We start from the raw sequence: 21,946 nt of genomic DNA, 5'->3' as shown, positions 1-21,946 counted from the left end.
CAGTTCAACCCCACTACTTTTCCAAGACTTGTCCGAGAAGCGGCCATTATGTAAAGATTTCCCCAGTGGAGCTTACTGCAAAGTTGGCGTTTTTAAATACCACTGAAAATTCTGTTCTGCCCCTCAGCAAGCAAAGCCTGACTACCGCCAGCCGCCACCCAGCGCGTGGTAGAGGTTGGTTACGGCCTGTCGCTGCTGCAACTGGTCGTTTACGCCGCTAAGCTGGGCTTGCAGCAGGCTCTGCTGGGCCGTGAGCACCTCGGTATAGTTGGCGAAGCCGGCGCGCAGCAGCTCGTGGGTGTAGTCCACGGCTTTATTGAGCGCATCGAGCTGCTGGGCCCGAATACGGGCTTTTTCAGTGGCGCTCTGGTAGGCAAAGAGGGCGTTGGAAACCTCCTGCCCGGCCGTGAACATCGTTTGCTGATACGTGTATAGGTATTCCTGCTGCAAGGCTTGCGAGCGAGCCAGCCGCAGGCGGTTGATGCCCTGGTTGAACACGGGCTGGGCAAGGCCGCCCACCACGCTGGCGAAGATGGCCGTGGGCGAGAACAGGTTCTGGATAGTCGTGCTGGTGAGGCCGCCGTTGGCCGTAATGGTAAAGCTGGGGTAGAAGTAAGTCCGCGCCGCGTTGGTTTGCTCGAAGGTCGACTCAAACGTATACTCGGCCTGCTGCACGTCGGGGCGGTTGCGCAGCAGCTGGCCGGGCACGCCCGTCAGCAGGGCTGGCGAAGCATCCTGCCCGGCCAGCGTGCCGCGCTCAATAGGGCCGGGTGTGCGGCCCAGCAGCGTAGCCAGCAGGTTTTCGGTTTCGCGGATGTTGCGTTCCAGGTCCGGAATCGTGACTTCCACGGCGTAGCGCTGCGCCTCGCTCTGCACGACGGCCGCGCCGGTTACCACGTCGCCTTCCAGCAGCAGCTTCATCACCTCCACGTCCTGGATGCGGTTCTGGACCGTCTGGCGGGTGATTTCGAGCTGGGCATCGAGCGCCAGCAGCGAATAGTAGTTATCGGCAATATCGGCGATAAGCTGCGTGAGCACCACGCGCCGGTAGGCCTCGCTCTGGAGCACATAGGCCGCGTACGAACGCTTGGTGCTGCGGAGCTTGCCCCACACATCAGCCTCCCAGCTGCTGCTCAGGCCCAGCAGGTATTGGTGGGCCGCGCCGCCCCCGTCACGATAGACTGGTCGGTAGTAGTAGTGCCGCTGGTGGTACCGCCCGTAGTAGTGCCACCAGTAGTGCCGCCGCCGGTAGTAGTGCCACCACCCGTGGTGCCGCCGCCCGTGGTACCACCGCCAGTAGTGCCCCCACCGGTAGTGCCGCCCCCGTGGTGCCGCCTGTAGTACCTCCGGTAGTACCACCAGTAGTGGTTGTGCTGCTACCAGTACTGGTGCCTACAAAAGCGCCGCCTACCCGCGAGAGGGTAGTAGTGGCCCGCCCGTTGAGGCTAGGCAGAAAAGCAGCCCGGCTTTGAGCTAAGAGCGCCTGGGCCTGGGCAATGCGGGCGTCGGCTACTTGTAGGTTGCGGTTGTTGGCCAGGCCCTCCGTAATAAGCTTTTGCAGCTGGGGGTCGGTATACAGCTGCTGCCAGGGCCGCGAGGCCAGAGTGGTCGTATCGGTGGTAGCCGCGTCGCGGTAGAGGCCGGTAGTGGCGGTATCGGGCCGGCTATAGGGGTGCAGGATGCCGCAGCTGCTGGCTGCGAGCAAAAGCCCGGACAAGGATAGCCGATATAAATTAGTGCAGGTCATTAGGAGGTAATTCTGAGGCTTATACGCGGCCGCCGGGCCGCCGGGTGCTGGCCATGGGGAGCCGGGGCTAAGCCATTGCGGGCTGCGGCGCGGGTTTTTCTTCCGGCTTTTGCTCGTCCGGCTTCTTCTCGCTGGCTTCTTTGGGGGGGCGCCACCCTCCGCTTCTTCCTGCTCTATCTGCGCCTGGGTCTTGGGTGGGCCACTGATGCTTTCCTGCAAGCCTTCAAAAATCATGAACAGCACCGGGACAAAGAATACCCCGACCAGCGTGCCAAACAGCATGCCGCCGATAGCACCCGCCCCGATGCTCTTGTTACCGTTGGCGCCCGCGCCGCTCGCAAACAGCAGCGGCATCAGGCCAAACACAAAGGCGAAGGAGGTCATCAGAATCGGGCGCAGGCGGGCTTTGGCCCCTTCCAGCGCGGCTTCGGTGATACTCATGCCGCCTCCGCGCCGGCGCGACAGCGAAAATTCAATTATCAGAATGGCGTTCTTGGCCAGCAGCCCGATGAGCATAATCACCGAAATCTGCAGGTAGATGTTATTGTCGATGCCGAATAGCTTGGCAAACAGATAGGTGCCGCTCAGGCCAATGGGAATGGAAAGTAGCACCGCAAACGGCAGGATGTAGCTTTCGTACTGCGCGCTCAGCAGCAAGTACACAAATACCAGCGAGAGCGCAAAGATGTAGAGCGACTGCTTGCCGCTGCCCTGCTCTTCGCGGCTGATGCCCGAAAACTCGAAGCCGTAGCCGGCCGGCAGCTTTTGCGCCGCTACTTCCTGAATGGCTACCAGCGCCTGCCCCGAACTGACACCCTCCTTGGGCGAGCCGTTGACCGAGATGGCCGTAAACAGGTTGAAGCGCGACAAGCTTTCGGGGCCGAAAACGCGCTTCAGCGTAACAAATTCGGTGATGGGCGCCATGGCCCCGGTGGCATTGCGCACGAATATCTTGTTCAACCCCGCCGGACTAGCGCGGTAGCTGCTGTCGGCCTGCACCATCACCCGGTACTGCTTGCCAAACTGGTTGAAGTTGGATGCGTACGAGCCGCCGTAGTACACCTGCATGGCATTCAGAATATTGGCTTCGGTCAGGCCCGCCTCTTTCACCTTGGCCACGTTGATGCTCAGCTCATACTGCGGAAAGCCAGGGTTGAAAGCCGTAGACGCATATTGAATCTCGGGCCGCTGGTTGAGGGCCGCCAGAAAGTCCTGCGCCACCTTGTAAAACTCGGCCGTGGTATGCCCGCCCCGGTCCTGGAGCTGAAACGTGAAGCCGCCCGTTTGCCCAAAGCCCGTGATGGTCGGCTGCGAGTTGCTGCGGATATCACCGGCCCGGATGTGCGCCGTCAGCTGGCTTATCTTTTTGATAACCGCCTCGTTGTTCATGTCCTTGCGCTGGTCCCAGGGCTTGAGGCGCACGATGACCATGCCGTAGGCGCTGCCCTGGCCCGCCAGGAAGTTCTGGCCCGTGATGCGCAGCGTGCCCAGCACCGCCGGAATCTTCCGAATCAGGCTATCGACCTCGTTATTCACGGCCGTGGTGCGCTCCAGGGTAGAGGCTGGCGGCAGGCTTACGTTGACGAAGATGGTGCCCATGTCCTCGTTGGGCACGAAGCTGCTCGGGGTGCTCGTCATCAGCACGTAGAGCCCTGCCGCAAAGCCGGCCACCCCAATTAGGGCCAGCCACTTGCGGCCCATCAGAAACTCTACTACTCGTGTATACTTGGCTACCAGCGCGTCGTAGGCCGCGTTAAACGAAATACTAAAGCGCTGCATGAGCGTCTTTTTGGGCGCGTTTTTCGCTTCTTCGTGGTTGGGCGGCAGCAGGAAAAGGGCAGCCAGCGCCGGGCAAAGCGTCAGGGCATTGATAGCCGAAATCAGAATGGCTACCGCCAGCGTAATACCAAACTGCTTGTAGAACACGCCCACCGAGCCGGTAATAAACGTAACCGGTAAAAACACCGCCGCCATCACCAGCGTGATACTCACAATAGCGCCGGTTATCTCGCTCATGGCGTCGATGGCCGCCCTTCGCGGCGAGGTATAGCCGCTTTCAAGCTTAGCGTGCACGGCCTCAACCACCACAATCGCATCGTCGACCACAATGCCGATAGCCAGCACCAGGGCAAAGAGCGTTAGTAGATTGATACTATAGCCAAAAACCTTGAGGAAGAAGAAGGTGCCAATAATCGATACCGGCACCGACACGCCGTGAATAATAGTGGAGCGAAAATCCTGCAGGAAGATAAAAATTACCAGGAACACCAGCGCAAAGCACTCGAACAGCGTGTGGAGTACCTTGTCGATGGAGGCATCCAGAAAGTCGTTGATATTCACCAGGTTGGTGTAGTGAATGCCGGCCGGAAACGACTTCTCGGCGGTAGCCAGCACGGCTATTGACTTCTGGATAACATCGCGGGCGTTGGAGCCCGGCGTCTGGTTCACCGAGATGCCCACCGAAGGCTTGCCAAACGTGGCGCTGTTGCTGGCGTAGTCCTGCGCGCCCAGCTCAATGCGGGCCACATCTTTGAGGTGCAGCAGCTGGCCCTGCGAGGTACCCTTGAGCACAATGTTGCCAAACTGCTCTTCCGTCACCAGCTTGCCGGTGTACTTAATAACGTACTGAAAGCTCTGGTCGCTGTTCTGGCCAAACTGCCCGGGGCGGCCTCCACGTTCTGGTCGGCCAGCGCGGCCGTAATATCGGCGGGCGTGAGGCCGTAGATAGCCATCACGTCGGGCTTGAGCCACACGCGCATGGCGTAGTTGCGCGAGCCGAAGGCATTGGCCGCCCCTACACCATTTACCCGCTGGAGCTGGGGCACAATGTTGATGAGCGCGTAGTTCTGCAGAAAGGTCTGGTCGTAGGCCGGGTTATCGCTGTAGAGCGCAAAAATCAACAGGTTGCTGCTCTGCTGCTTGCGTACAGTTACGCCGGCCAGGGTTACTTCCTGCGGCAGCAGACTGGTGGCGCTGGCCACGCGGTTCTGCACATCCACGGCCGCCTGGTCGGGGTTGGTGCCCACGTTGAAGTACACCTGAATAGAGCCCGAGCCGGTATTGGTGGCCGAAGAGGTCATGTACGTCATGCCCTCCACGCCGTTTATCTGCTCTTCGAGCGGCACCAGCACGCTTTTGAGCACCACGTCGGCGTTGGCTCCCGCGTAGCTGGCCGACACCTGCACCGTGGGCGGCGAGATATCGGGGTACTGCGCTATGGGCAGCGACAGCAGCCCCAGCACGCCCAGCAGCACGATAATAACCGAGATAACGGTGGAGAGCACGGGGCGCTCGATGAATATTTTTAGCATAGAAATCTCATTTAACAAGTAGCCTTTAGCAGTTAACGGGACCCTGCCAGTGAGCCAGTGCCGGTTCGCCGTTAACTGAACCCTACCCCGCCATATCGGTCCGGGCTTTCTTCACCACTTTCGGCCTGATTTTCATGCCTTCCTTCAGCCCGCTGATGCCTTCCAGCACCACGCGCTGACCGGCCTTCAGGCCCTTTTGCACCACGAAGGAGGTTCCGTCGGGCGTGGGCACTACCGTGAGCGCTACTGCGTGGGCCGCCGTATCCTGGCCCACTACGTAGGCAAAGCGCTTACCCTGAAGCTCGTAGGTGGCACTTTGCGGGATGATAAGCGCATTTTGCATGGGTTGCATCGTGCGCACCGAGCCACTGCTGCCGCTACGCAACAAGCCCTGCGGGTTGGGAAACGTAGCTCGGAAGCTACTGGCCCCGGTTTCGGTATTTATCTGACCGATAGCCGTTTCGACGCGGCCGGTGTACGGATACACGCTGCCATCGGCCAGCACCAGGCGCACATCGGGCACGTGGGCCAGCTTGTCTTGCAGCGTATTGCCGGGGCGGCGGCGGGCAAAGTTGAGCAACGCTTTCTCGCTGAGCGAGAAGTAGGCATAAACATTGCCAATACTCGATATAGTAGTGAGCGGGTCGGTGGAGGTGCTGCTCACCAGGCTGCCGATTTTATTCGGAATCGAGCCCATGATGCCGGTTACCGGACTCGTAATGGTAGTATAAGCCAGATTGGTATTGGCATTGGACAGGGTAGCCTGGGCCTGCGCCAAGGCCGCCACCTTCGATTCCAGGGTGTATTGGGCACCCTCCAGCTCATACTTGCTGATAATATTGCGGGCTACCAGCGGCTGCACCTTGTTTACCCCCATGCGGGCGGCATCCACGTCGGCCTGGGCGGTTTTGATGCCGGCCTGCGCCGTGCGAACGGCCTGCTCATACTGCGGGGCGCTGATGTGAAACAGCTTCTGGCCCTTGCGCACGCTGGCCCCCTCATCTACGTAGATAGCTTCGACAAAGCCATCTACCTTGGGCCGAATCTCGACGTTCTGCTGTCCCTGAATCGTGGCCGGATAATCCTGGAAAAGCGTAACCGTATCGGGCCGCACCACCAGTACGGGATAGTCTTTGATGGGCTGGGGGCCGCCATCCTTGCCTCCTTTGCCGCCCTTGCCATCCGTAGCAGAAGTGTCTTTTTTAGAGCCGCAGGCCGCCACGCTCAGTAGTGCCAGCAGCCCGGCCGCGAGGCCTGGTAATCGAGTAGTCATGCGTATAGAACGTAAAGCCGTAGCGCCGGGTCGGGCCGCTCGCCGGCTAAAAGACGAAGCCGCCAACCACCCCGGCAGACACCGCTATACGTCCGATGGCCAGTGCAGAGTTATCAGGCAAAGGAGAAGAAAGACTATTTCCCCACCAGCCGCTCATTTAGTGATGGTGATGATGCCCCGGCTCCGGGGGCTTGCCAAACAGGTTGACCAGGGCGCCTGCTACGAACAGGGTGGCCCAGCACAGATAGAGCCAGCCGTAGCCGGCGGGTAGCGGCCGGCGCACCAGGTAGCGAATAAGCAGCTCGGCCCCGCCGCTCATTAGCAGGCCGGTGAAGGCGATAAACTGCCAGGAGTTGAATCGGCTGGGGCGATAGAGCTTGGTAAAATCCATAAGCAAGGCAAAAAAGCGGCAGGGCCGGCACAAAGAAACTGCCGCCGCTGCGGGCGGGGCCAAACTTAGGTCCGGGCCACGCGTACAACCCCGGACCGATGCCTGCCGGTGTGCGGTGGTCCGGCACCAACGGCCGCCGTGATTTCATCGCTCAAATTTAGTACTTACCCACCCCGATTTTTATGATACTCAGCGACGAGCTTTTCGAAGAAGATGCTGCTAAGGCAGCTCCTAACGGCCAGCAGAAGGATGCCCGAATCAGAACCCTACCAATAGCGTGGGTCCGGGCAACGAGGAGCTGGCCCGGCAGCACGATTACCAGCAAGACCAGAGCAACAACAAAGCCAGCGACGATGCTACGGCCCACCGCAACGTTGGCGCCAATGGCTACACCCAGCGTAGCGACCAGAAAGACCAGCTGGCCAACCTGCACATTGGGGGCTCCGAAACCGAGCCGCAGGGTGGGAATAACCACACCTCCGCCGGCGAGCAGGCCCAGGGTCCCGGCTTCACGGAAGAAGGCAGCTACGAGCTCGACGAGCAGGGAGAGGGCGTGCGGATGCACGAGCAGAAGCTGGGCGACAACCACACCAGCGGCTCGGTACTGCGGCCTCAGGACGATACCAGTAAATAGTAGTTATTTAATATTGAACCCCTCAGGCATCCTGGCTGCCGGCCTCCCCGCCGGGGGCCAGGATGCCGGCTTTTATAGAAAAGGCATTTAGCTGCTTGTCGTTGTGAAGGCGCCGCTTATCTTGCCGCACCTTATTTGTTCTTCACAATGAATTCTGTTTTTACTGCAACAAGTTTATCGGTCCTGAAGCCGCTTTTTCTTCTGCCAGCCCAGCCTTCCCTCCGCTGGGGGCGGGGCCTTGCCAGCCTGCTGCTGGCGGCCGGCCTGGCGGGCTGCAGCCACACCCCGGACACCGCCGCTACTGCGCCGGCCACCACTGCCCCCGCCTTAACGAACGTCGCGGCCCCGCTGCCGGCTCCGGTGGCAGCCACTCCTAAGGCGGCCACCGTGAAAGAGCAGCTAAAAGTGAAGCTTGCTAAGCCGCGGGTAATAAAGCCCGTGGCGCCGCTGCCCGCACCGGTAGTGGCCGAAGCCGCCCCGGCGCCGGCCCCGGCCCCCGAGCTGGTAGCCGCTCCGGCGGTGCCGGCTACGCGCACCCAGGCCGGGCGGGTGCTCGACGAAAATGGCCGGCCCCTGGTTGGAGCTACCGTGCTGTTGCGCGGCAGCAGTAAAGGCACCAGCACCGACGCCAACGGCAGCTACACGCTGGAAGTACCCAATGGCGAAAATACCTTTCTAATCGGCTACGGAGGCTACGAAGACGAAACCATCAGCAGCCGCGATGGCCAGCCCCTGACGGTTACGCTGCTGCCCTCACCCAGCAGCAAAAAAGCCGGCCGCCGTGGCCGGCAGTAGGAAAAAAGCTGCTGCGGCTTCCAGGTCAGCACACTGCGACCAAGCTACAAGTTAAGAGGCAGACTACTGTCTTTTTAGCTTGTAGCTTGGTCACTGCTTACCGCAGCCGCTGGCGAAACAGCCAGTACACCGGCAGCCCCAGCGCTACCAGGCCCAGGCCGTAGCGCGAATATTCGGCCGTATCGGGCGCGATGAGCAGGATAACGCAGAAGGCCGAAGCCAATACCACGTAGAGGCCGGGCAGCACCGGGTAGCCCCAGGCGCGGTAGGGGCGGGGTGCGTCGGGCCGGGTGCGGCGCAGCACAAAAATGCCGATTATCGTGATGAGGTAAAACAGGATAACCGAAAACATAACGTAGTTGAGCAGCTGCCCGTAGCTGCCGCTCAGGCACAGCAGGCAGGCCCACAGGCACTGGGCCCACAGCGCCCGGCCGGGTACGCCGGCCTTGTTGAGCGTGGCCAGGGAGGGAAAAAACAGACCGTCTTGGGCCATTGCATAATAGGCTCGGGCGCCACTGAGAATAATGCCGTTGTTGGCCCCGAAGGTGCTAAGCATGATAAGGATAGCCAGCACGTATGCGCCGGCCGTGCCCATCACCGACTCGGCCACGGCGGTAGCCACGCGGTCGTCGGCGGCGTACTGAATGCCGCGGCCGGCCAGCGTCGCGGCCTCGGGCGAGCCTTTAAGCGGGAGCACCAGCAGGTACACCACGTTAATTAAAATATAGAGGGCCGTGACGATGGCGGTGCCCAGGGCCATGCTGCGCACCAGCGTGCGCTCGGGATTCTGAATTTCCTCGCCCGCGAAGCCAATGTTGTTCCACGAGTCGGACGAGAACAGCGAGCCGGTCATGGCCATGCCAATGGCGATAACCAGGCTGCCAGTGCCCAGCGGCACGATGCCGCCGGTAGCCCCCGGTGCCGGTGAGCGCGTGGCGTGCCACAGGTCGTGGAAATTGGCCTGCACGGCGTCGGCATTCAGGCCCAGAAACAGGCCGAAGAGAATAAGCAGTGCCAGCGCCACGAGCTTGGTCGAGCTCAGCACATTCTGAATAAGCTTGCCGGCCCGCACCCCACGCGCATTAATGGCCGTGATGCCCACGATGAGCAGAATGGCCAGCAGCTGCACCGAGCTGAACGGAAACGGCCCGATGCTGAACAGCACGTTTTTAACGGAGAACCAGGGCCGAAGCACGCCCGTAAACTTGGCGAAAGCTACGGCTACGGCGGCAATTACGCCGGTCTGAATCACGAGGAAAAGCGTCCAACCATACAGAAAAGCCACCAGCTTGCCGAAAGCTTCGCGCAGGTAGACATACTGCCCGCCCACTTTGGGGAACATGGCCGCCAGCTCGCCATAGCTGATAGCGCCGGCCATGGTGATGAGGCCCGTGAGCAGCCATACTACCAGCAGCCAGCCCGCCGAGCCCACCTGCCGGGCAATATCGGCCGACACGAGGAAGATGCCCGAGCCAATCATGGAGCCCGTCACGAGCATCACGGCATCGAACAGCGTAAGGGCGCGGCGGAAGTGGCCGGGCGCAGCGTCGGTAGAGGAGGGAGGGAGGGTTTCGGCCATAAAAGCAGGGGTATGGGCAGTTTTTTGCCAAAGAAACGGCACCACGTCTGATACTGCCAGCAACTGGGCAGGCTGCTCCAGCTTTTGCCTGCGTTTTTTATGCTTTTTGGGGCGGTGCCTGCTACGCTTCTGCGTCTTTTCACGAGCTTAGCCTGCCCCACAGAGCGGAGGGTGTAAAAAGAGCTACCTACCCGCCTGCTGGTCCGTTTGCATTGCTGAAGTAGGGTAGCTTGGGGCCCGGCCGCCTACTTTTGCCGCATGTCCCGCAAGCTTCTGGCCCTGTTGGTAGCGGTGGTAGTGCTGCTTTCGCTGGCTACCTACGTCTATTACCGCCGCACGCTGGCCGCCCGGCCCATTGACCCCTACGCCCTGGTGCCCGACGACGCGGTGCTGGTGCTGGCCACCCGCGACCATGCCGCCCTGGTGCAGCACCTGCAGGAGGCCGGCGTGTGGGACAATATTACCGGCGTCAGATATTTTCAGCAGGTAGCCGGTCAGCTGGCCCTGGCCGACAGCCTCGACAACGGCGGGCGGCCTGTAAGCCCGCTCGCGGGCCGGCAGCGCGGCTTGCTGGCCCTGCTGGGCCGCAAGCTGGTGCTGACCTCGCTGCACCTCACCGGGCCGGGGCAGGTCGATGCGCTCTATCAGGTGCCGCTGGCCAATGTGCGCGAGTACCGGCAGGCGCGGGGCCTGCTCGAAACGCTGGGGCGCGGCCCGCGCTACACCTTGGGTACCCGCACCTACGAGGGCTATGAGCTGCAAGAGCTGACGGACCGGCAGGGCGGCCGGCTTACGGTGCTCAATTACCGCAACCACTTGCTGATGAGCACCTGCGCGCCGCTCGTGGAGGCCGTGGTCAATCGCCTGCGCCACCCCGACTCGCCGACCGTGCACGCGGGCTTCGGCACTACCGACCTGCTGCGCCTGCGCGATGTGGATGCTACCCTGCTCGTTAACTTTCGCCGGCTGCCGGGGCTGCTCGATGTGCTTTTTCAGCCGGGTACCCACGCCTTGCTCGACCAGGCCCTGGTGCTGGCTCACGAAGGCCTGCTGGGCCTGAAATTCGGGCCCGGCCAGCTTACGCTCACCGGCTTTGCCAACCCCGAAACTGCCGCCAACTCCTGGCAGCAGCAGCTGCGCGGCCAGCCTGCCCAGCCCTTGCGCGCACTTGCCGATGTGCTGCCCCTGCGCACGGCCCTGGTGGTAGCCGTGGCCGGGCAGCTGGCCCGGCCCCGGCCGCAGCCGCCGATACGGTGCGGGCCACCCGGCAGGTCCTCGACAGCCTGCGCGCTTCCCTTACGCCAGGTGCTACCCTGGCTTACCTGGCGGCGCCCGCGCCCGGAGTGGTGCCCGTGCGGCTGTGGCTGGTGCGCAGCCGGGTGCCGGGCCATACGGCCCGGTGGCTGGCCCGGCTGCGCCGCCTGGGCGGGGCTTCGCCGGCATTCAGCAAGGTGGGGTCCTTTGAGCAGTACGAGGCAGGCTTCGCCGCCGACCAGCTCTTGGGACCGTTAGCGGCGGCCCGGCCCGCGGGCGAGCCTGCCGCGTCATTTAGTACAGTGATGGTTGGCAGCTACCTGGTGCTGAGCGATACTGCTGGCCTGCGCGCCTACCTCGCCGAGGTAGCGGCCGGGCAGGTTTGGAGCCGTTCGGCCACGCAGGTGGCGCTGCTGCAGCAAACGCTGCCGCTGGCCCGCCTCACCCTGCTGGCCGATGTGCGCCAGGGCTGGAATGCCCTGCTCGGCAACCTGGCCGAAGAGCGCCGGGCCGGCCTGCTGCGCAACGAAAGCTTACTGCGCTACTTTTCGCAGGTAGCCTGGCAGCTGGTGCCGCCCGAGCAGCCCGCCGAGGAGCTTCGGGCGGCCTTTGAGCCCGGCAGCCAGTATTTTGCGCAGCTGGTACTGCGCCGTCCTGGCCAGGCCCTTACGCCCGACTCAGCCGCGGCGGGTAGTAGCGCGCGCCTGCGTTTCCGCGCCGTGCTGGCCGGCCAGCCGGTGCTGCTGCCCGCCGTGCCAACCGCCGATGGCTCGCTGGCTTCTCCCATCGTAGTGGCCGACTCGCTGGGGCAGCTGCGCCTGCTGCCCGCCGGCACTACCAACCGGGCGTGGGTCGATACCCTGCCCGGCCCCGTAGTCGGTTCCGGGCCGCGCCTGCTGCGCGGGCGGCTGCTGCTGGCCACGGCGCACCGCCTCCACTGGCTTAGCCCGGTCGATGGCCGGGAGGCGGCCGGCTTTCCCTTCAACCTGCCCGATACCGCTGCCATTGCCGCCGTAGCGGCGGGCACGTCTTCCAGGGTGCTGGTGGCCACAACGGCCAACGACCTGCTGCTGTTTGATACCAATGGCCGCCGCTACCCCGGCTGGCCCCACCGGCTCGAAGCACCCCTGGCCGGCCCGCCGGTCCTGCTTACCGTAGGGGGCCGCGACGTGGTAGTGGCCGCCCTGCGCAACGGCTACGTGTATGCCTTCGACCAGGCGGGGGGCGCTTTCCGGGCTTTCCCGTCAGCGCCGGGGCGCGGCTCGAAGGACCACTGCTCACTACGGCCGGTAGTACCCTGGCCCGCAGCCAGCTGCGGGTTGTCAATCAGCACGGCGAACTGCTTACCATTACCCTCAGCGGCGACATCACAGTCCGCCGGCGGGTGGCTACCTGGAGCCGTACGGCCAGCTTCCGGCTGGTGCCGGAGGCCGAGGGCCGTGCCGGCTCGTTTGTGGTGGTGCGCCAGGATGGCGGCCAGCTCGATGTATTCAGCCCCACCGGGGTGGTGCCGCTGCTGAGCCGCCAGCTGCTTACCTCCGGTCCCAAGCCGGTGCAGTGGTTCGACTTCGGTAGCACGGGCGGAGGGCAGGTACTGGCCCTCTCCGAGCCGCAGCCAGGGCAGGTTTCGTTGTTCGACGGCCAGGGCCGTGCACTGGGCGCCGGTGCCGGCAGCCCCGGCGCGGCCGGCGTGTGGCCCAGCACCGGCACGGGCGTGGCCCTGCGCTATGATGCGGCCCACCAGCGCTATCAGCTGCTGCGGCTACTGCGCCGCGAGCTGCGCCGCGATGAGGTAGCGCGGCCCTAAGGCTGCACCCGCCGTGGCGGACGAAGCCGGCGCGCGCTACCAGGCGGGGCGTTGTAGTTTGCGCCACTTTCACCCGCCTCCACGCTGGCAAGCAAAAGCTTTGGCTACCTTCCACTCATGCCTTTCTCCCTTGGCCTCGTCGTAGGCAAGTTCTGGCCCCCGCACCAGGGCCATCAGCTACTGCTCGAAACGGCCGCTGCCCAGGTAGCCGAGCTGCTCGTGCTCGTGTATGCCAACCCCGACGACCCGGCGCACCCCGCCCCGAGCGGGCGGCCTGGCTGCGCGAGCTGTATCGCGGCGACGACTACGCCCAGGGTCCGCGCATTGGCGCCACGCCGCTCCATATTATAGCCCTCACGGCGGGCACCGACGGCGTGCCGCCCGACACCGCCGACGACCATACCCACCGCGCTTTTATCGGGCAGTGGCTGGCGCACCACGGCTACCGCATCGAGGTAGTGTTCAGCAGCGAAGCCTATGGTTTCGGCTTTGCCGAACACCTGGGGGCGGCATATGTGCTGGTCGATATCGCCCGGCAGCAGGTGCCCGTCAGCGGTACCCGGCTTCGTGCTGCATTGGCTGGTAATACACCAGTGGAGGATAACGCTTTGTCCCTGCTTCACCCTTTTATCGCGGCGCAGTACGGCGCGGTGCCACCCGCAGCCCTGCCCCGCCTGGTGCTGCTCGGAGCCGAAAGCAGCGGCAAAACCACCCTGGCCGCCGCCCTGGCCGAGGCGCTGGGCACCGTGTGGGTGCCCGAATACGGACGCCTGCTGCACGAGCAAAAAAACGGTGAGCTGGTCTACGAAGACCTGCTCTACATCGGCCGCCGCCAGCTGGAGCTGGAAGATGAAGCCGCCCCCCAGGCGCACGACTGGCTCGTTTGCGATACCAATGCGGCTACCACGGCGCTTTATTCCTACTACTATTTTCATCGCTGCGACCCCGCCTTGCAGGCGCTGGCACGGGTGTGCGGCCGGCGCTATGCCCGCACCTTCGTGTGTATGCCCACCGTCCCCTTCGAGCAGGATGCCTGGCGCGGCCCCGAAGCGCTGCGCCAGTTTCAGCACGGCGCTATTCTGATGCAGCTGGAAGTATTGGAAATTCCCTATGTTATGCTGGATGGTAGCGTAGCTGAGCGCGTGGCGCAGGTGCTGTCAGCGCTGAAGGGCGCTGACAGCAAGTATAGTTAGCAGGAATCCAAAATACCAACCTGGTAAAATGATTTATAAGATTGACCAAACAAAACTTAGCTCATTCAAAAAACGAGCGATGCTCAAGGAGCTTAGAACGCTGCTTGTGGGATGGCTAATTATTATGGCTATTCAATTTCCAAGGTTCGCGCACCATAGTTTGAAAACTTTCGTGATAGTATCCCTGGGTATTATTCCATTGGCAGCTTTACGTCTGTATGTTGGTTCTAAAACTCTAGGCCAACTATTGAGTACATATAAAATCGAGCTTACCGATGACAAGATATCGTACGTACTAAATGCTAGGGTAGTGCGCAGTATTCCTTGGGAAATAGCTGCCTACGAATTAAAATCTGATGGACGAATCTCTATTCGGGATAAAAGTATCTCTGGCTTCCTAGCGCAGATAACTGGCAAAGGGATGATAACAGTTCCGCCCGAAATAGAAGACAGGCAGGAGTTTTTAGAGCAACTAGAAAGTAATTGTGAAGCTGTTTAGAAAGTGGTAAAAATTCAAAAGAACGTCATACTAAAATAGTAAACCTCCTAAATTTATTTTATACCCAAAGTGCTTCCATGCCCATTTTTCTTTTGATTTCTATTCATGCTACCACCCTATGTTTTACTCAATGGCAGCATGGCGGAAAGGATAGCGCAGGTGCGGGAAGCGCTAGGATAATAAACTTTGTTCGCCACTGCCTTTTCTTAAAATGCAATGCAAAAGATTCTTGCAGTATCGATGGTTTTGTCTTTTCAAACAGTATTTGGTCAAACGAATATTGATAAAGTGGTCCGCATTAAGCGTGAAGTCGAGCAAATAAATCTGCAAGGAGGCTATGCGAAAAAGACGCTGGCTAACGAAGCATTTATGCCGAATATAACCGATGGAGGAGGACAATTGACAGGGTATTTTAAGGACGGACAATTAATGAAAATTGTAGAATGGGTTGGCCTTTCGAGCTGCATAAATACTACTGAATATTACTTTCAAAATGGTAATTTGATTTTCGTATATACTCAGGGAAAGATATTTAAATACGAAAAAAATAAATCATCCTATAATCCAGCTGTTGAGGCTGTGGCTATGGAAGCCAGATTTTACTTTTCGGATTCAAAAATGATAAAATCTATTCTTAAAGGAGAAACAATTTGTAGTGGAAAACCACTGGAAAGCTGGGTAAGTGATTATAAGGATAACTGTAAGAGATATAGTAGATTATTAAACAGAAAATAATAAACCTGTTTAGGAAGTAGACTAAAATAAAAAGAACGTCATGCTTATCTGGCGTCCGCTTGTCGAAGCATCTCTACCGCTTCACCTACCTTTTCACTGGCGCGAGTTTAGCGCAGCGTAACTCGTGACTATTTTTTCGGGGAGGCTGTGCCTCCCATAGAAGGAGCCGTTGCTGTGCCACTACTACCAGCCCTGCCGCCGCTTGCCGCTTGCCGCTGCCGCCGCTTGCCGCTGGCGCGGCAGTGGAGGTACAACCTCCACAATAAAACTGGCGCGAGTTTAGGCGAAGCCGTAACTCGCGCCAGTTTTAGGCCATTTTTAGTAGTGGTGAAATGCTCCATATTATGCTGCCTTAAGCAGCTGGCGCAAATTCTAAAATGAATACAGTGCCCTTACCTACTTCCGACTCGGCCCGGAGCGTGGCGTGGTGAAAGGCGGCGATGGTTTGCGCAATCGGCAAGCCCAGGCCGTAGCCCTCGGGAGCCTGCGGGCCGGTGGCGTGAAAGCGCCGGAAACGGTCGAAGAGCAGCGGCAGGTTTTCGGCCGCGATGCCGGGGCCTTCGTCTTCGACGCGCAGCTGGTAGCCGCCGGCCGCAGTAGGGTGGCCCAGCACCCGAATCTGGCCGTTTTCGTGATTGTATTTGATGGCGTTGCTGAGCAGGTTGCGCAGTAGCGTATGCAGCAGCGTAGCGTTGGCACGGGGCACTGTGTGGTCGGGCGAGAGGTCGATGTGTAGCCCTATCTCGCGCTGCTGGCGGCGGTCATCGAGCTCCTCGGCTACGTCGTGCACCGTTTGGGCGAGGCTTACGCTGGCATCGCGCAAATATTGTTCATTCTCTATATTTGCAATAAGCAGCAGCGTGCGCACCGTATTGCGCAGGCGGTAGAGCGTGCGCTGCGACTCTACTATCTGGCGGCCGTGAGCTTCGGGCAGGGTAGGGTCCTGGAGCATGTTTTCGAAGCGCGACTGCAAGATGCTGGTGGGCGTGAGCAGCTCGTGGCTCACGTTGCTCATAAACTCGCGCTCCTTCTCAAATGAGGTTTGCAGCTGCCGCATCAGGGCCGAAAGCGAGTCGTCGAGCCGCCGGAAGTCGGTGGTATCAGTATCGAGGCGCTGAAACGAGAATTCGCCCGGCTGCCGGATGCCGCGCAGCTTGCGCGAAATCAGCTCGCGCAGCGGCCCCAGCAGGTAGTGCGCAAATGCCGCATCGGTAAATACCGTGATGAGCGCGCCGGCCACCAGCACCCACAGGGCCAGCCGCCGCAGCGTGGTGGTGAGCAGCTCGACGGTGGCCAGCGACGAGCCGATTTCGAGGCGGTAGCGCCGGGGCGGGACGCTGCTAGCCGCGCTACCGGGTACTTGCAGGGGCGCTACGTAGCTCAGAATCCGGAAGTCCTCAATCTGCTTGTCAACCTGCCGGGGCTCCTCAAAAATATGCTCGGTTGGCGCGAGTATCGTGCCGGCCGGGGCGAGCGGCAGCGGCGTCAGGGTAATATATTCCTGTTTTAGTATATTATAATCAGCATAAGACTCATCGCGCTCGGCCCGCAAAAAAACGGCTAGTCCGTCGCGGCTGATGAGGTGCAGCAGCGCCTGGCGCTTGTCGCGCAGGCGCTGGTCGGTGTGGGCCACCGCCACCCGCTGCACAATGGGCGGAATGAGCATGGCTCCCAGCAATACCAGCAGCAGCTTCGAGAGGCCGTTGAAGAGGCCGAGCTTGGTTTCGAGTCGCATAAATTTGGAACTAAAAGTCGGGGCTGGCCAAATAGAAAGAACGTCATGCTGAGCCTGCGAAGCAGCTCAGTATGACGTTCTACGTGAACCAGGCTTCAAACTTACACTGCCCGGTAGCCGATGCCGCGCACGGTTTCGATAAAGTCGGCCGAGCCGAACTGGGCCAGCTTTTTGCGCACATTCTTGATGTGCACGTCGATGTAGTTCGAGTCCGAGTCGTCTTCCAGCACATTGCCCCACAGGTGCTCGCCGAGCTGCAGGCGCGTGAGCACGCGGCCCCGGTGCAGCAGCAGATAGTGCAGTAAATCAAACTCTTTCTTGGTGAGCGGCACCTCGGGGCCGGGCACTTCGGGCGTGCTGCCGTAGCGCACGGTACGGGCCGTTACGTCCAGCACAAAGCCATCGCCAAAAACGATTTCGGGCCGCTTCAACCCAAACTTGCGGCGCGTGATGGCCTGCATCCGGCTCGTGAGCTCAAGCAGCGAAAACGGCTTGGGCAAGTAGTCATCGGCCCCCAGGTCGAGTCCCTTGATGCGGTCGTCGAGCGCACCGCGCGCGGTAAGGATAATAAACGACGCCTCCTGCTTCTCGCTCTGACGAGCATCGCGCAGCAAATCGAGGCCATCGCCGCCGGGCAGGCCCAGGTCGAGGAGCACAAAGTCGTAGGAGTTTACAAACAGCTTCTCCGAGGCCTCCGCGTAGGTGTAGGCCGAATCGACCAGGTACTGGGCCTGGGTCAGAAACTGGCGCACCTCCTGGTGGAGGCTTTTTTCGTCTTCAACGAGCAAAACGTGCATGGAGCAGGGAGGGAAAAGAGGGAATAATAGTACAACATACGGGCGCAGGCCGTTAAATGAAGATGAAGATTAGCTGTCTGTTTGATGAAGATGAAGAAATAGCTGAAAAAATATTTTTAGGCAGAACCTGGTTGTCTGCCAACCTGAAGCGTCCGAGCAGCTTGCCACCCGAAGTGGAAGTATAGAAATTCTTGAAAATTTTTTGCCAAAAGCTGATTTTTTACATTGTTTTTTAGCGGCGGCCGACTCACTGCGCCGGGCAAGGGCTAGTGTTCGGCCGCTGGCAAAAGCCCGGGGCCGGCATGTGCCGTAAGTGTAAACCACCGCCGGAAATGCTGGCTGGCCGGCCAAAAAGGGTATTTAAGGGCTTGGTTAAAGCCGCCATCAGGGAAGATATTTGGGTAAGCTGCTTGACTTTCAGCCGCTCCTGGGCGGCGGGCAAGCGTTTCTATTCCCACCCTTTATTCCTTTTCCAAACCATGAGGCATACCCTTACTGCCCTGCTGGGCGCGGCTACGCTGCTGCTCAGCACCCGCACTACCCAGGCCCAAACCTACCAGCAGGTCTGGGCCGACGAGTTTACGAACGGCATCAGCTCAAGCTGGCAGTTCGACACCGGCAACAACAACGGCTGGGGCAACAACGAGAAAGAGTACTACCAGGCTGCCAATGCCACCGTAGTTAATGGGGTGCTGCAGATTACGGCCAAAAAGGAAAGCGTCGGCGGCTTCGGCTACACCTCGGCCCGCCTGAAAACCCAGAATCTGAAGGACTTCAAGTACGGGCGTATCGAGGCCCGCATCAAGCTGCCGCTGGGCCAGGGGCTATGGCCGGGCTTTTGGATGATGGGCAGCAATATCAGCTCGGTGGGCTGGCCGCAGTGCGGCGAAATCGACATTATGGAGCATATCAACGCCGATAATACCATCTATGGCACTGCGCACTGGTACAGCGGCGGCCACGCGCAATATGGCAAAACCACGACCACCACGGCCGGCGACTGGCACGTGTACAGCGTAGAATGGACGCCCACGGCCATCACCTGGTTTGTGGATGGCACCTCCTACTGCGTTATCGACATCACCAACGGCACCGGCAACACCCAGGCCTTTCAAAACCCGTTCTTTATTTTACTGAACCTGGCCGTGGGGGGTAACCTGCCCGGCCAGACCATCGACGACTCCAAGCTGCCCGCCACCATGTACGTGGACTACGTGCGGGTATCGCAGCTGGTGACTTCGACTACCGGGACCTCGCGGACACTGCAAGCCGAGGCCGCCGACGTTAATTCCGGCATGGTAGCCGAAGCCTGCTCCGACACCGGGGGCGGCCAGGACATGGGCTACGTAGATGCCGGCGACTACCTGGTATTCAACAATGTCAACTTTCCCGTTACCGGCACTTACACCATCGATTACCGGGTGGCCAGCCCGAGTGGGGGCACGGTATCTTCTGATTTGAATGCGGGCTCCGTTCAGCTGGGCAATACGACTATTCCGGCCACGGGCGGCTGGCAAAACTGGACGACCGTCACCAAAACCGTAAGCATCAACGCCGGTACCTACAACCTGGGCGTCTTTGCCCAAACCAACGGCTGGAATATCAACTGGATACGGATTACCAATCCGGTAGGTGCCCGCTCTACGCTCGCTACGGCATCATCGGCCGGCGCGGCAGCCACCAGCGTCTTCCCAAATCCTGTGGCGGCCGGCCAGCGCCTGCAAACCGAGGCAGCGCTCGTCGGTAGCGCTTACCAAGTAATGGATGCGTTGGGCCGCCTGGCCGGGCAGGGCACCCTCAGCGCTGGCGGGCTCGACGTGTCGGGCCTGCGGCCGGGCCGCTATACGCTGCTGCTTGTTACGCCCACGCAGCAGCGCGTGAGCCAGGCTTTCAGTAAAGAGTAAATATTTTTTATTTACTATATATTGAGCGGCAAGGAAGCGGACTGCCTTTGGGTAGTCCGCTTTTCCGGCATCTACCTTTGGCAGGTAATCTTTGTTGCCGAAACCCCTTGCGTTACCCCATGAAAACCGGCCTGCGGCAACTGCTTTTTAGTGTAGTCATGGTACTGGCCACCTGTGCCAGCGTGGTGGCCCGGCCGCCCGTCACCACCATCTACCTCGTGCGCCACGCCGAAAAGGACCTCACGCCCGGCCTCGCCGACCCGCCGCTAACCGCCGCCGGTGAGGCGCGGGCGCAGCTGCTGGCCCGGCGCCTGAAAGGCCGCCACCCAGCCGCCCTCTTCACCACCGACACCCGCCGCACCCGCGCCACGCTGGCCCCGTTGGCACTCACCACGGGCCTTACGCCGCTGGTGTACAACGCCAAAGAGCCGGCGGCGCTGGTTGCCCGCCTCGGGCAGCAGTACGCAGGCAAAACCGTGGTTGTGGTAGGCCACTCCAATACGCTGCTGCCGCTGCTGGCCGCGCTGGGCGTTGTGGCCCCGGTAGCGGAGATTAAGGAAGATGAGTTTGACTATCTGTTTAAAGTGGAGCTGCGGCCGGGGCAGGCAGCTAAGCTGGCGGTGAGCCGCTACGGAGCCGGCCCGCATGCGGCCGGGGCCAGCAGCGGTGGGCGGTAGCGCCTACCGCTTTCGCCAGCTTTTGCAAGCTTAAGCGCGCCGGCGCCGCGGGGCTGCTACTCACAGGCGGCGGCAAGTCGCCGCGGGCTGGTACTTTTGGCTGACTTCGCGGCTTGCCGCCCTTTCTTTTGCTTATGCGCGCTCTTTCCTCTCTGCTTTTCGTCGGCCTGCTGGCCGGCAGCGTGGCCCCTGCTTCGGCCCAGGCCACAGCCCAAACCGACTCACTTGCTATTCGCAAAATCTACGACGAGGCCCTGCTGCGCGGCCAGAGCTACGACAACCTGCGCTACCTGTGCCAGAAAATAGGCGGGCGCCTTGCCGGCTCGCCGCAGGCCGCCCTGGCCGTGGAGTGGGGCAAGCTGACGATGGAAAAAGCCGGCTGCTTCGATAAAGTGTACTTGCAGGAATGCCTGGTGCCGCACTGGGTGCGCGGGGCAAAGGAAAAAGGGCAGATTATTGGCAACAAGGGCAAGAGCATCAGCGTGGCCGTATGTGCGTTGGGTAATTCGGTGTCTACCCCTAATAACAAGCCCCTGCGGGCCGGGGTAGTGGAGGTGAAGAGCCTGGCCGAGTTAAAAGCCCTGCCCGATGCGGCGGTGAAGGGCAAATTCATTTTCTTCAACCGGCCCTTCAATGATGCGCTTATCGAGCCGGGCGCGGCCTACGGCGCGGCCGGCGACCAGCGCCGCAGCGGCCCGGCCGAGGCGGGCCGGCGCGGCGCGGTGGGTGCGCTCGTGCGCTCGCTCACCGCCGCCCACGATAACTATCCGCACACGGGCACCACCAGCTACGGCGATACGCCCACCAAAGTGCCCGGCGCGGCCCTCAGCACGCTGGCTGCCGACCAGCTCAGCCAATTGCTGGCCGCCGACCCTGCCTTGCAGTTTGAGCTGGAAATGAGCTGCCAGATGCTGCCCGACGAAAAAAGCTACAACGTGATAGGGGAGGTGCGCGGCTCGAAATACCCCGAGCAGGTAATTACCGTGGGCGGCCACCTCGACTCCTGGGACCTGGCCCAGGGCGCCCACGACGATGGTACCGGCGTGGTGCAAAGCATGGAGGCCCTGCGGCTGCTTAAAGCCGCCGGCCTGCGCCCCGAGCGCACGGTGCGGGCGGTCCTTTTCATGAATGAGGAGAACGGCACCCGCGGCGGTGAGAAGTACGCCGACCAGGCCCAGCAAAACCACGAAACGCACCTGGCGGCCATTGAGAGTGATGGCGGAGGCTTCACCCCCGCGGCTTTACCGTGGAAGCCACGCCGGCGGTATTCCGCAAGGTGGCGGCCTGGAAGCCGCTGCTGCGGCCCTACCTGGCCGATGAGCTGCTGCCCGGCCATTCGGGCACCGATATTGAGCCGCTGAGCGAGAAAGTGCATCCTACCGCGCTTTTTGGCTACAAGTGCGACTCGCAGCGCTATTTCGACCTGCACCACACGGCCAATGACACCTTTGAGCAGGTAAACAAGCGCGAGCTGGAGCTGGGCGGAGCGGCTATGGCCACCCTGATTTACCTGCTGAGTAAGTACGGGTTGTAGCACTGGGAGGCGTTGGGAGGTAAAAGAGAAGGGGTAAAGATGGCGTACCATCTTTACCCCCTTCTCTTTTACCTTTTTTCT

19 protein-coding genes and 1 pseudogene are annotated in these 21,946 nt (G+C 61.0%); 12 read left to right on the top strand and 8 right to left on the bottom strand.

What is annotated here, in order from left to right:
- Window positions 1–141: 141 nt before the first annotated feature.
- From GKZ67_RS08415 to GKZ67_RS08400, 5 genes and pseudogenes are all read right to left on the bottom strand, one after another.
- Window positions 142–1,161 (bottom strand): annotated as a pseudogene (locus tag GKZ67_RS08415) (efflux transporter outer membrane subunit); the annotation flags it as partial.
- Between the two features lie 10 nt (window positions 1,162–1,171).
- Entirely contained in the window at window positions 1,172–4,345 is a 3,174-nt protein-coding gene (locus tag GKZ67_RS08410; RefSeq protein WP_317172277.1) for an efflux RND transporter permease subunit, read from the bottom strand.
- On the bottom strand, window positions 4,342–5,058 hold the full coding sequence (locus GKZ67_RS24520) for an efflux RND transporter permease subunit (RefSeq protein ID WP_317172276.1): 717 nt from the start codon (window positions 5,056–5,058) through the stop codon (window positions 4,342–4,344). The genes GKZ67_RS08410 and GKZ67_RS24520 overlap by 4 nt, the downstream gene beginning before the upstream one ends.
- An 82-nt stretch (window positions 5,059–5,140) precedes the next feature.
- Window positions 5,141–6,331 carry an efflux RND transporter periplasmic adaptor subunit gene (locus GKZ67_RS08405; RefSeq protein ID WP_173241911.1) on the bottom strand — a complete coding sequence of 397 codons (1,191 nt, stop codon included), beginning with the start codon at window positions 6,329–6,331 and terminating at the stop codon, window positions 5,141–5,143.
- A gap of 157 nt (window positions 6,332–6,488) precedes the next feature.
- Window positions 6,489–6,722 (bottom strand): hypothetical protein, encoded by a 234-nt coding sequence (locus GKZ67_RS08400; RefSeq protein ID WP_173241910.1) that lies wholly within the window; start codon window positions 6,720–6,722, stop codon window positions 6,489–6,491.
- Window positions 6,723–6,999: 277 nt separating this feature from the next.
- Between GKZ67_RS08400 and GKZ67_RS08395 the strand changes: the two genes are divergently transcribed.
- Window positions 7,000–7,356, top strand: coding sequence for a hypothetical protein (locus tag GKZ67_RS08395; RefSeq protein WP_173241909.1), 357 nt, complete (start codon window positions 7,000–7,002; stop codon window positions 7,354–7,356).
- A gap of 147 nt (window positions 7,357–7,503) precedes the next feature.
- The gene (locus GKZ67_RS08390; RefSeq protein ID WP_173241908.1) at window positions 7,504–8,151 is read left to right on the top strand and encodes a carboxypeptidase-like regulatory domain-containing protein; all 648 of its coding nucleotides are present in this window, start codon (window positions 7,504–7,506) and stop codon (window positions 8,149–8,151) included.
- Window positions 8,152–8,248: 97 nt separating this feature from the next.
- Here the strand turns inward: GKZ67_RS08390 and GKZ67_RS08385 are convergent, their stop codons facing one another.
- The gene (locus tag GKZ67_RS08385; RefSeq protein WP_173241907.1) at window positions 8,249–9,730 is read right to left on the bottom strand and encodes an APC family permease; all 1,482 of its coding nucleotides are present in this window, start codon (window positions 9,728–9,730) and stop codon (window positions 8,249–8,251) included.
- A 1,253-nt stretch (window positions 9,731–10,983) separates the two neighbouring features.
- Here GKZ67_RS08385 and GKZ67_RS08380 point away from each other — a divergent pair.
- From GKZ67_RS08380 to GKZ67_RS08355, 6 genes are all read left to right on the top strand, one after another.
- Window positions 10,984–12,504, top strand: coding sequence for a hypothetical protein (locus GKZ67_RS08380; RefSeq protein WP_173241906.1), 1,521 nt, complete (start codon window positions 10,984–10,986; stop codon window positions 12,502–12,504).
- The gene (locus GKZ67_RS08375; protein WP_173241905.1) at window positions 12,405–12,791 is read left to right on the top strand and encodes a hypothetical protein; all 387 of its coding nucleotides are present in this window, start codon (window positions 12,405–12,407) and stop codon (window positions 12,789–12,791) included. Before GKZ67_RS08380 ends, GKZ67_RS08375 begins: the two co-directional genes overlap by 100 nt.
- Before the next feature lie 117 nt (window positions 12,792–12,908).
- The gene (locus GKZ67_RS08370; RefSeq protein ID WP_173241904.1) at window positions 12,909–13,142 is read left to right on the top strand and encodes an adenylyltransferase/cytidyltransferase family protein; all 234 of its coding nucleotides are present in this window, start codon (window positions 12,909–12,911) and stop codon (window positions 13,140–13,142) included.
- Between the two features lie 23 nt (window positions 13,143–13,165).
- Window positions 13,166–13,984: an AAA family ATPase gene (locus GKZ67_RS08365; protein WP_173241903.1), complete on the top strand. Its 819-nt coding sequence runs from the start codon at window positions 13,166–13,168 to the stop codon at window positions 13,982–13,984.
- Between the two features lie 28 nt (window positions 13,985–14,012).
- Window positions 14,013–14,483: a hypothetical protein gene (locus GKZ67_RS08360; RefSeq protein ID WP_173241902.1), complete on the top strand. Its 471-nt coding sequence runs from the start codon at window positions 14,013–14,015 to the stop codon at window positions 14,481–14,483.
- A gap of 216 nt (window positions 14,484–14,699) precedes the next feature.
- On the top strand, window positions 14,700–15,218 hold the full coding sequence (locus GKZ67_RS08355) for a hypothetical protein (protein WP_173241901.1): 519 nt from the start codon (window positions 14,700–14,702) through the stop codon (window positions 15,216–15,218).
- 352 nt (window positions 15,219–15,570) lie between these two features.
- Here the strand turns inward: GKZ67_RS08355 and GKZ67_RS08350 are convergent, their stop codons facing one another.
- Window positions 15,571–16,953 (bottom strand): sensor histidine kinase, encoded by a 1,383-nt coding sequence (locus tag GKZ67_RS08350; protein WP_173241900.1) that lies wholly within the window; start codon window positions 16,951–16,953, stop codon window positions 15,571–15,573.
- Between the two features lie 101 nt (window positions 16,954–17,054).
- Window positions 17,055–17,750, bottom strand: coding sequence for a response regulator transcription factor (locus GKZ67_RS08345; protein ID WP_151088665.1), 696 nt, complete (start codon window positions 17,748–17,750; stop codon window positions 17,055–17,057).
- Between the two features lie 479 nt (window positions 17,751–18,229).
- Here GKZ67_RS08345 and GKZ67_RS08340 point away from each other — a divergent pair, with 479 nt between their 5' ends.
- From GKZ67_RS08340 to GKZ67_RS23300, 4 genes are all read left to right on the top strand, one after another.
- Complete coding sequence (locus GKZ67_RS08340) at window positions 18,230–19,654, top strand: carbohydrate-binding protein (RefSeq protein ID WP_173241899.1); 1,425 nt, start codon at window positions 18,230–18,232, stop codon at window positions 19,652–19,654.
- Between the two features lie 119 nt (window positions 19,655–19,773).
- The gene (locus GKZ67_RS08335; RefSeq protein ID WP_173241898.1) at window positions 19,774–20,331 is read left to right on the top strand and encodes a histidine phosphatase family protein; all 558 of its coding nucleotides are present in this window, start codon (window positions 19,774–19,776) and stop codon (window positions 20,329–20,331) included.
- A 134-nt stretch (window positions 20,332–20,465) separates the two neighbouring features.
- Window positions 20,466–21,692 (top strand): M20/M25/M40 family metallo-hydrolase, encoded by a 1,227-nt coding sequence (locus GKZ67_RS08330; protein ID WP_254245151.1) that lies wholly within the window; start codon window positions 20,466–20,468, stop codon window positions 21,690–21,692.
- Complete coding sequence (locus GKZ67_RS23300; protein WP_254245150.1) at window positions 21,608–21,865, top strand: hypothetical protein; 258 nt, start codon at window positions 21,608–21,610, stop codon at window positions 21,863–21,865. The genes GKZ67_RS08330 and GKZ67_RS23300 overlap by 85 nt, the downstream gene beginning before the upstream one ends.
- The last annotated feature ends 81 nt before the right edge of the window (window positions 21,866–21,946 follow it).

The sequence above is a fragment of the Hymenobacter sp. BRD67 genome, from assembly GCF_013256425.1.
Classification (GTDB): domain Bacteria; phylum Bacteroidota; class Bacteroidia; order Cytophagales; family Hymenobacteraceae; genus Hymenobacter.
Note: the sequence above shows the minus strand (reverse complement) of the source record. Positions and strands in the feature narration are given on the sequence as shown.